8 protein-coding genes are annotated in these 8,828 nt (G+C 59.1%); 1 reads left to right on the forward strand and 7 read right to left on the reverse strand.

Annotated features, from left to right (window positions below; all coding sequences use genetic code 11):
* Window positions 1-131: 131 nt before the first annotated feature.
* Genes H8S59_RS24445 through H8S59_RS24465 form a run of 5 tightly spaced genes read right to left on the reverse strand, consistent with a single transcriptional unit; the run spans window position 132 to window position 5,206 of the window.
* Entirely contained in the window at window positions 132-1,571 is a 1,440-nt protein-coding gene (locus H8S59_RS24445) for an efflux transporter outer membrane subunit (protein ID WP_187523085.1), read from the reverse strand.
* The gene (locus tag H8S59_RS24450) at window positions 1,568-2,467 is read right to left on the reverse strand and encodes an efflux RND transporter periplasmic adaptor subunit (protein WP_187523086.1); all 900 of its coding nucleotides are present in this window, start codon (window positions 2,465-2,467) and stop codon (window positions 1,568-1,570) included. The genes H8S59_RS24445 and H8S59_RS24450 overlap by 4 nt, the downstream gene beginning before the upstream one ends.
* The gene (locus H8S59_RS24455) at window positions 2,464-2,673 is read right to left on the reverse strand and encodes a DUF1656 domain-containing protein (protein ID WP_027902485.1); all 210 of its coding nucleotides are present in this window, start codon (window positions 2,671-2,673) and stop codon (window positions 2,464-2,466) included. Before H8S59_RS24455 ends, H8S59_RS24450 begins: the two co-directional genes overlap by 4 nt.
* Window positions 2,670-4,757, reverse strand: a complete 2,088-nt coding sequence (locus tag H8S59_RS24460; RefSeq protein ID WP_187523087.1) for an FUSC family protein — start codon at window positions 4,755-4,757, stop codon at window positions 2,670-2,672. Before H8S59_RS24460 ends, H8S59_RS24455 begins: the two co-directional genes overlap by 4 nt.
* Complete coding sequence (locus H8S59_RS24465) at window positions 4,754-5,206, reverse strand: MarR family winged helix-turn-helix transcriptional regulator (RefSeq protein ID WP_087273662.1); 453 nt, start codon at window positions 5,204-5,206, stop codon at window positions 4,754-4,756. The genes H8S59_RS24460 and H8S59_RS24465 overlap by 4 nt, the downstream gene beginning before the upstream one ends.
* 529 nt (window positions 5,207-5,735) lie before the next feature.
* Between H8S59_RS24465 and H8S59_RS24470 the strand changes: the two genes are divergently transcribed.
* Window positions 5,736-6,404, forward strand: coding sequence for a polysaccharide lyase family 7 protein (locus tag H8S59_RS24470; RefSeq protein ID WP_095099420.1), 669 nt, complete (start codon window positions 5,736-5,738; stop codon window positions 6,402-6,404).
* A gap of 212 nt (window positions 6,405-6,616) precedes the next feature.
* Here H8S59_RS24470 and efeO read toward each other — a convergent pair whose 3' ends face one another.
* Window positions 6,617-7,435, reverse strand: a complete 819-nt coding sequence (efeO, locus tag H8S59_RS24475) for an iron uptake system protein EfeO (RefSeq protein WP_187523088.1) — start codon at window positions 7,433-7,435, stop codon at window positions 6,617-6,619.
* A 37-nt stretch (window positions 7,436-7,472) separates the two neighbouring features.
* Window positions 7,473-8,789: an iron uptake transporter deferrochelatase/peroxidase subunit gene (gene efeB / locus H8S59_RS24480; RefSeq protein WP_187523089.1), complete on the reverse strand. Its 1,317-nt coding sequence runs from the start codon at window positions 8,787-8,789 to the stop codon at window positions 7,473-7,475.
* Window positions 8,790-8,828 lie beyond the last annotated feature (39 nt).

Consider the following 8,828-nt stretch of genomic DNA (forward strand, 5'->3'; position numbering starts at 1 on the left):
CTAGGCGAGGCACCAAGTGGTGGGGCATGAGCGTTTTGCTTACTTTTGCGCTGTTCAAAAGTGAGGCGCTGTAAAAGCGCAACCAATGTAAGCCTTCACGGGAAAACGGATATGTACACTAGCCGCAACACTTAGGGCTTAGGCGCCGAGCCGCTACTCTCCCAACCTCCACCCAACGCCAGAAACAGATCAATCTGCCCCATCGCCACCTGCGTATTGGCCGTCGCCAACTGCGCCCGCACATCCGTATAAGTCCGGGTCGCCTGCAAATCAGCCAGAAACGAAGCCCGTCCAGCCTGGAAGAAACGATGCGTCTGATCCGCCGCCTGCTCAGCCGATTGCGCGGCATCGGTCAGCGCGTCACGGCGTTGCAACAGCGCCGTATACTGCGCCAGACCCGTCTGGGTTTCCCGTATGGCGTTCAGCACCACACCATCAAATCGCGCCAATGCCGCCTGGCTCGACGCCTCGGCCTCATGAATCCGGGCGCGAGCGCCGTTCGACGGCACGGTCCAGTTAATCAACGGACCAAAACCCCAACGGTTAGCCACCGGCTTGCCCAGATTTTCCAGCAGGCCCACGGTGCCGACGGTCGCACCGATGCTGATGTCCGGGTACAACTCACCCGTCGCCACGCCGATTTCAGCAGTCGAAGCAGCCAGACGCCGTTCTGCCTGACGCACATCCGGGCGGCGCTTGAGCAGCGCTGCCCCATCGCCCACCGGCATCACCTGAGCAATATGCGGCAACTCATTACACGTGCTCACGCCCGCCGGCAATTGATCCAGCGGTTTGGCCAGCAGCATCGACAAACGGTACAGACCGGTCTGACGCAAGGCCTCGTAACGCGGCAGTTCCGCGCTCAAGGATTTGAACTGGGTTTCCGAGCGCGTCACTTGAGTTTCGTCGCCACGCCCGGCGTCACGCAGACGCTGGGTCAGGCTGACGCTCTGCTTTTGCAGGCTCAGCGATTCCATGGCGATGTCGTGTTCTTCGTTGGCGGCGCAGACTTGGGTGTAAGCGCGAACCACGTCAGCCACCAAGGTGATGCGTGCGGTTTCGGCGGCGGCTTGCGCAGCATCAACGTTGGCGTTGGCGGCTTCAATGCCTCGTTGCAGGGTGCCGAACAAATCGAACTGATATGACGTAGTAATGCCCACATCGCCGACGTTACCCACCGGGACTTTCTCGGACAGCAAAAACGCTTCGCCAGACTCTTGAAGGCGCTGCGCACCGGCTTTGGCGCTGGTGGTAAAACCGCCTGCCGCTTCGGCCTCGGAACTCTGGTAGCGGGCGCGTTGCAGGTTGGCGGCGGCGATGCGCAGGTCGGTATTGGAGGCCATGGCCTGTTGCACCAGTTGATTCAGACGCGGGTCCTGATACAGACGCCACCAGTCAGCAGGGACCGGTGCGGAAACGGTATTGACCGACTCTCCGGCCAATTCGCCTTGCAGGTCCGGACGGTTGATCGCAGCGTCCTTGGGCAGTTGGTAGTCAGGGCCAACCATCTGACACGCCGACAGCAGCAAGCCAAGCCCGACCGTTGCCGTCAGGCGCGTGAGGTGTGTCATTGGCCGGTCTCCTTGCTGTCCGAGGCCTGACCGTCTTCAATGATCGACACCGTGGCGGTGCGCCCGGCGATCATGCGGAAGTTGTCCGGCACCTCGTCGAAGGCGATGCGCACCGGAATACGCTGGGCCAGGCGCACCCAGCTGAACGCCGGATTGACGTTGGGCAGCAGGTTGGAGCCGCTGGTGCGGTCGCGGTCTTCGATACCGGCGACGATGCTCACGACGTGGCCCCGCAGACGGGCGTTGTCGCCGATCACCCGGATGTCCACGCTTTGTCCGATATGAATACCGTCGAGCTTGGTTTCTTCGAAGTAGCCATCGATGTGGAATGAAGCGCCGTCGACAACCGACAACACAGGTCGACCCGCGGTAACGAACTCGTGGGCGCGGGGCGCGCGGTCGTTGAGGTAGCCGTCTACCGGGCTGCGGATCACCGAGCGATCCAGGTTCAGTTGCGCGGCATCCACCGCGACTTGTGATTCCTGTAACGCCGACAGCGCGCGAGCTTCCCGGGACTGGCTTTCTTCCAGTTGCTCACGGGCCACCAGATTGCCGAGGCCACGGTTACGCTTGTTCTCGCGGCGGGCCTGTTCCCAGGTTTCCTGACGCTCGGCAACCGTCGCCTTGGTCTGGCGCAAGGCGAGACGGAAGCGGTCCTGGTCGATGGTGAACAGCACCTGGCCTTTGCTGACCAACTGGTTATCACCGACGTCGACTTTCTCGATCAGCCCCGAGACGTCCGGCGCGATCTGGACGATGTCGGCGCGGATGTGACCGTCCCGGGTCCAGGGTGCGTACATGTAATACATGACCATGCGCCACACGACGATGGCAGCGAAGGTCACGATCAGCAGAGTCAGGACCACGCGGCCCAAAGTAAGCAGAGGTTTTTTCATTTCATCAGGTATCGACTGAGAGTATCCACGGCGCCGAGCAACAAAGCGTATAGACCTACGTTGAACAATGCCCGGTGCCAGACCAGACGGTAGAAATGGGTACGCGATAACACCGCGTGGACCCCGAGAAACAGTAAATAGGTGATGCCCATCAGCGCGAGAAACGTGGGTACGAAGACCCCGCTGATGTCCAGATCGCCAATCATAGGGACGCTCCGTCGAGGCCATGGGGCGGTAATTCTTCGGTTTCGGTCGCGGCATTGACGACTTCCACGCCCGGCAACAGGGCCAGACGCAGGCCGCTCAAGGCATGCAGCAGATGCAGGCGGGCCGGTTCTTCGCCCAGCATTTCAACGGTCAGGGCGCGGCGTGCGCGGTCCATGGTCATCAACATGCCTTTGGGCGCAGGCAGGCGTTCACCGGCTTTCAGACAGGCCTGGAAGTGGCTGCCGACTTCTTCGACGACCTGGCGCAGCAACAGCTGTTGCCCCGCGTGCGCCCTCGGCAACCAGGCCAGCATGTCCAGTAGATTCAGAGCCACGCGCAGGTCGCGCAGGGCAATGCCGGTGTCTTGCGCGGTGATGGTCAGACGCGGCAGTTGTTGCATCAGACGGTCGAGCATTTGTGCGCCCATGGCCCGATGTTCAGCCAGTGTCGCGGGTTCGGTCAGGGCAACAATGTCGCGCCAGCTGAAGCGGGTCAGGCGTTTGGCTGCCAGTTCGACGCCAAACGGACGCATGACCAGTGTCCAGATGAACGCGAACAGCAAGCCCACCGGACCGGCCAGGTTGGAGTTGATGAAGTTCAGAAAGTCCGCGTCGTAGGCGCTCTGAATGCTGACAAAGGACGAGGTGTTGACGATTGTCAGCAAGGTGCCCAGGTAGAAGCGTGGCTGCACGGTCAGGGTGCCGACACAAATAAACGGCACCGCGAAGGCCAGCACCAGCATCGGGAAGTCATGCAGGTTGGGCAGGACCACGAACAGGTACAGGCTGGCGAAAACGACTGACAGCATGGTCCAGAAGAAGAACCGGTAAATCTGTGGGGCCGGATCGTCCATGGCCGCAAAGAAGCTGCACGACACGGCGGCCAATGCCACGGCGGCCGCGCCATCCGTCCAGCCGAGCAGAATCCACAGCACCGAAGCAACGATGATCGCCAACACCGAAGTCATCACCGAATAGAGCATCAGCCCGCGGTCCAGAAACGGCGTGATGCGCGCCAGCCGCCAATGCCGGTAAACGGCGCGCCACGGGGTCTGGTCGTCAGTCTTGATGGCGTGCTGCAAGGTTCGGCAGTCCTGCCACAGATCGATGAATTCACCCAGGCGGTAAAGCGCGTTCGACAGCAACAACTGACGGCGATCATCAAGCTGCGCCGCGCTGGGTTGCAGGCGATCCAGTTCGCCATGCAGCGTCTCCCATTGTTTTGTCTGCAGGCCACTGGCGGTGTTTTCCAGCCAGGCGCGCGTCTCGATCAACAGCGGCGCGAGATTGGCGACCAGTTCCGGCGTGCGTCGCTCCAATGCCCATAAAGCATCGTCCAGGGCGTCGATCACCGGCAGCAGGTGGATCATGCGGCCCCGCAGCTCTTTGGCGTTGCGCACCGTTTGTTTGCGGGCGCCTTCATGAGGTAACTGGCCGATCATCAGTTCGAGGGTATTGAAGGTGCCGACCATCGAGCTGCGCAGGGTGCCGACTTCTTCAGCGTTGGCGCTGCGTGACAGAAAGCGGTCGCAGTAGGCCGAGGCATCGCTAAACCATTTATCTGCCGAGCCTTGCATGACCGGCGCCAGGCGGCGCGGCCAGAAAATGCTGCCGACCACGGCGGCGCAGACGATGCCGAGAAAGATCTCTTCGGTTCGGGATACGGCGATCTCGAACACCGCTTGCGGATTGTCCACCACCGGGAAGGAGATCAGCGGCATGGTGTAACCGGCCAGCATCAAGGCGTAGCTGTTGGCAGTGCGCAGATGCAGCGACAGAAACAGCAGCGTGCCGGTCCAGAGGGCAATCACGATGGCGAGCAGAAATGGTGTCTGGACGAACATCGGCACGATTAACACTGACGCCGCTGCGCCGGTCAGCGTACCGATTGCCCGGTACAGCGCCTTGGAGCTGGTCGGACCCACGAACGGACTGGAGACGATATATACCGTCGCCATCGCCCAGTAGGGCCGCGGCATTTCCATGAGCAGTGCGATATACAGCGCCAGCATTGACGCGCCGAAGGTGCGGACGCCATAGAACCAGTCCCGGGCCGGTGGCACGCCTGCGAAGAAGTCTTTCAAAGCGACCCCGCGCTGTCTTGATTGGCCGCATCACTGAACGCCTTGAACACTCGCAAAGTCGCTTCGAGGTCTTCCTTGGCCACACCTTTAAGTACCTCGCGGCGCAAGCGCAGCAACTCGTCTTCGATGGCCAGCGCGACCACCCGGCCATTTTCGGTAAGGCTCAGGGATTTGGCCCGGCGATCAGACGGGTCTTCGGTGCGGCACACGATGTCGGCATTGCACAGTTGGTCGAGCAGGCGGACCAGCGTCGGGCTTTCCATGCCTGCTGCGTGGGCCACCGTGACCTGATTCACTCCATCGCCCAGGCGCAGAATCATCAACAACGGCGCAGCACAGGCTTCGGAAACGCCATAGCGCACCAGCGTGTTGTGGCAGATGCGGCGCCATTGTCGGGACGAAGCGACCATGCCGCTGCTGATGCTCATCTGCAGTGAATCGAGGGACATAAAAGAACCGGGAAATTAGTTAGCGAGGATATTGTTCGTGACAACATAATTAGCTTGCTAACTATAATCCTGTAACAAAGTCTTACAGTCAAGTCCGAATCGCCAATCGGCTTGATGAGCGGATGCACTAACACTCGTGAAAAAATCAGTCGGCGGACAGGGTTAAATCAAAAAAGTGCCGTTCGATTTGATTATTTTCATACCGTTGGTCGGCATTTATTTATGTTTTTTTAACCGTAAAGCAGCCATTACAGAACGCACGTCCAAAAAACTGACGTGGTTCTCATTTCGCAGTTTCCATATTTGATGATGCTTGCAGGGCAGGGGAGGACATCAGCCCTGATTCGAGCGTTGATATCGAAATAGTGGCCTTTAGTGCGGCGCGCTGTTTTATTGACGCCAATTCAGTGTCGCCTGTTGCTCACAAAAAAATCGATTCAGCCGATACGCCAGACGAAGCCATCCGGTAGCTCAAGCGCCCGGTTTAGAGACCTTTGTCGGTGCGCTGGCCGCACCTTGTGAGCATGCGATGATCGACCTCGCCACCTGGAACCTTTCCATTCCTGTAGGCACTCCATCCGTGATTATTGATACCCCTAAACTGGTTCAGGGTTATCAGGATGGTTATTTTCGTTCTGGCAATACATTGTTCTTCTGGGCTCCGGTAACCGGGTCCAAAACGGAGAACGCTAAATTCCCGCGGACGGAACTGCGAGAGACGACAGCGGACGGCAAGGTCTACAACTGGACTTACTCCCAGGCAGACAATTTCCTGCGCGCTGCACTCACGGTCAATCAAGTGCCTTCAACCGGCAAAATCGTCATCGGCCAGATTCACGCTTTCCAGAGCACCGAGCCGTTGCTCAAGGTCGAGTATCAGTTCAAGGAAAAACTGCAGACCGGCAATATCGTCGCTAAATTCCGCCGTAGCCCGGACGCTGAAATCGAAGTCATCAACATCGCTTCCGGCGTACCGTTGAACGTGCGGTTCAGCTACAGCATCCACCTGACGCCTGCAGGTAATCTGACAGTGAATGCGGCTGACTTTGCTTGGGGTGCCAAGCTGGATGCTACGTGGAAAGACAAGTTGCTGTACTTCAAGGCGGGTGTGTATACCCAGGACAACACCGGGTATGCCACCGAAGGCGGGGCTGCAACGTTTTACAAGTTGATCATCAATCACGACAAGAAGGCGTGAGGGCAGGCTTGGTGGATATCCCACAGGCGATGCATAACCCCTGTGGGATATCCGCAAGTTGACGTGGGACCGGCTTTAGCCGGGAAGAGGCCAGTGCAGTCGACAGATATGCAGTGTGAGGAATAACGCCTTCCCGGCTAAAGCCGGTCCCACGCCGCTCCTACAGGATGGATTAGATCAATTCCCCACCCAACCTCACAGATCGGGTTAAATCAATTCAATCCTAACTTCCCACGCAAGGTCGACAGGTCTTCAGCCAGGGTGTTAACCGGGCCGACCAGCGCTTTGCGGTCGTTTTCTTTCACTTTGTCGTAAGTTTCGAAACCGCCATCTTTGGTCTTGTACTTGGCCAGGATCTTGTCCACGGTGGCGAAATTCTTGTCGACCTTGGCAGCGAACACCTTGTCGGACTTCTCGATTTGCGGGCGGAACAGGTCGACGATTTTCTTCGCGCCGTCGATGTTGCCCTGGAAGTCATACAGGTCAGTGTGGCTGTAGCGGTCTTCCTCACCGGAGATCTTCGTTGCAGCGACTTCTTCCAAAAGTGCAGCTGCACCGCCTACAACCTTTTCAGGCGGGAAAGTCAGACCGGCAACGCGGTTTTCCAGATCTTTCACGTCAGCCATCAACTTGTCAGCAATCGGGCCTTGGTCTTTGGTGCTGTTCTGCGAGAACAGCGCGTATTCCAGGCGGTGGAAGCCGGTGAAGTCTTCGGCGTTCACGCCAGCCTCGTGGTCATCAACACGGGAGTCAATGGAGGCGTCCAGGTCGCTGAACAGCTCAGCCATTGGCTCGATTTCTTCATAGAACACGCGGGTCGGCGCGTACAGTTTTTTAGCGGTGGCCAGGTCGCCTTTCTTCACTGCGTCAGTGAACTTCTGGGTGTGGCTGACCAGCTCGCCGATCTGTTCGGTGACGTAGATTTTGTAGTCCGAAACCGGCCCTACCAGGTCCAGCGGCGCAGTGGCGGCGAAGACCGGGGTCTGCAGCAGACCGGCGGTGAGCAGCAAAGCAAAAGGCAACTTCTTCATGGGACTCTTCCTGTTGAGGTGGCTTAAGGGGTAGTCATTACGCAGTTTTGGTGTCGGCTTTGGCCGAAGCCTGAAGCAGTGAGCGACCAATGAAGTCCTGGTCGTTGATCACGCCGGGCAGGGTGAAGAAGTACCCACCGCCCACCGGCTTTAGGTATTCCTCCAGTGGTTCGCCATTGAGGCGGGTCTGCACGGTGATGAAGCCTTTTTCGAGGTCGGACTGGTAGCAGATGAACAGCAGGCCCATGTCGAGCTGGCCATTCTTGTTGACGCCGTTGGAGTAGTTGAACGGGCGACGCAGGATCAGGTTGCGCTGGCTTTCAGCCGTGCGCGGGTTGGCCAGACGGATATGGGAATCCAGTCTGGTTTTCTTGCCGTGAGGGTCGGCGGCGTAGTCCGGCACATCGGTTTCTACCTTGCCATCCATGGGCGCGCCGGTGGTTTTGACCCGGCCGAAAATCGCTTCCTGTTCCTGCAATGGCGTGCGGTCCCAGCGCTCAACAAAGTTGCGGATGACCCGCACCGCCTGATAGCTGCCATTGACGGCCCAGTCCGGTTCGTCGCTGCCCGGTTGCACCCAGACCAGCTCGTTCATGGTCTTCTGGTTATTGGAGTCCGGGTTGGCCGAGCCGTCGCGGAAACCGAGGAAGTTACGGGCGCTTTCCGGTGGCTGGCCGGGTTTCTTCGGCGCTTGCGGCGGCACCGTGCCTTCCTGCTTCCAGCGCACCAGTAGCAGGTCCGGCAGGTTTTTCACGATGTCGCGCAGGGCGTGGATGTTGCTGTCGGCGCTGTTGGCGCAGAACTGAATGCTCAAGTCGCCATGGCAGCTGTCCGCTTCCAGCGCATCGTTGGGGAAGCCGACCATGCGGCTTAGACGCTTGGGCTTGACGCTTTCGAGGCCGAAGCGCTCGTCGAACAGCGAGTCGCCCACCGAAACGGTGATGGTCAGGTTATCCGGCGTGACGACCGGGCCGAGGATGCCAGAGTCCACAGGCGGCAACTTCGGATCAATCTGCGGCACTGTTCCGCCGGTCATCAGGAACGTGATGCGCTCGTTCAGCGTTCGAAACAGACGCTCCAGGTCTTCCCGGTCGGCAGCCAATACATCGAACGCCACCAGCATGCCAGACGCCGGACGCGGGTTGACGATCCCGGTCTGGTGGATGCCGTGGAATTCGTTGTGGTCAGCGGTCTTTTCGCTATTCGGCGCTTCAGTCACCTGTGCCGGAGCGGCTGCCAATACGTTGCCACTCAGGCTGCTGCCGGCCAAAGCCGCGCCCGCAGCACCAAGGCCGAACAGCACACGACGGCGTTGTACGGATTGTGGTGCGTTGCTGTTGTCTGAGTCGTTCATGGCTAGTGGTCTTTCTCGAAATCAGTTGTTTGGTGGTTA

Origin of the sequence: Pseudomonas folii (genome assembly GCF_014357575.1) — a bacterium.
In the GTDB taxonomy this organism is placed as follows: Bacteria; Pseudomonadota; Gammaproteobacteria; order Pseudomonadales; family Pseudomonadaceae; genus Aquipseudomonas; species Aquipseudomonas folii.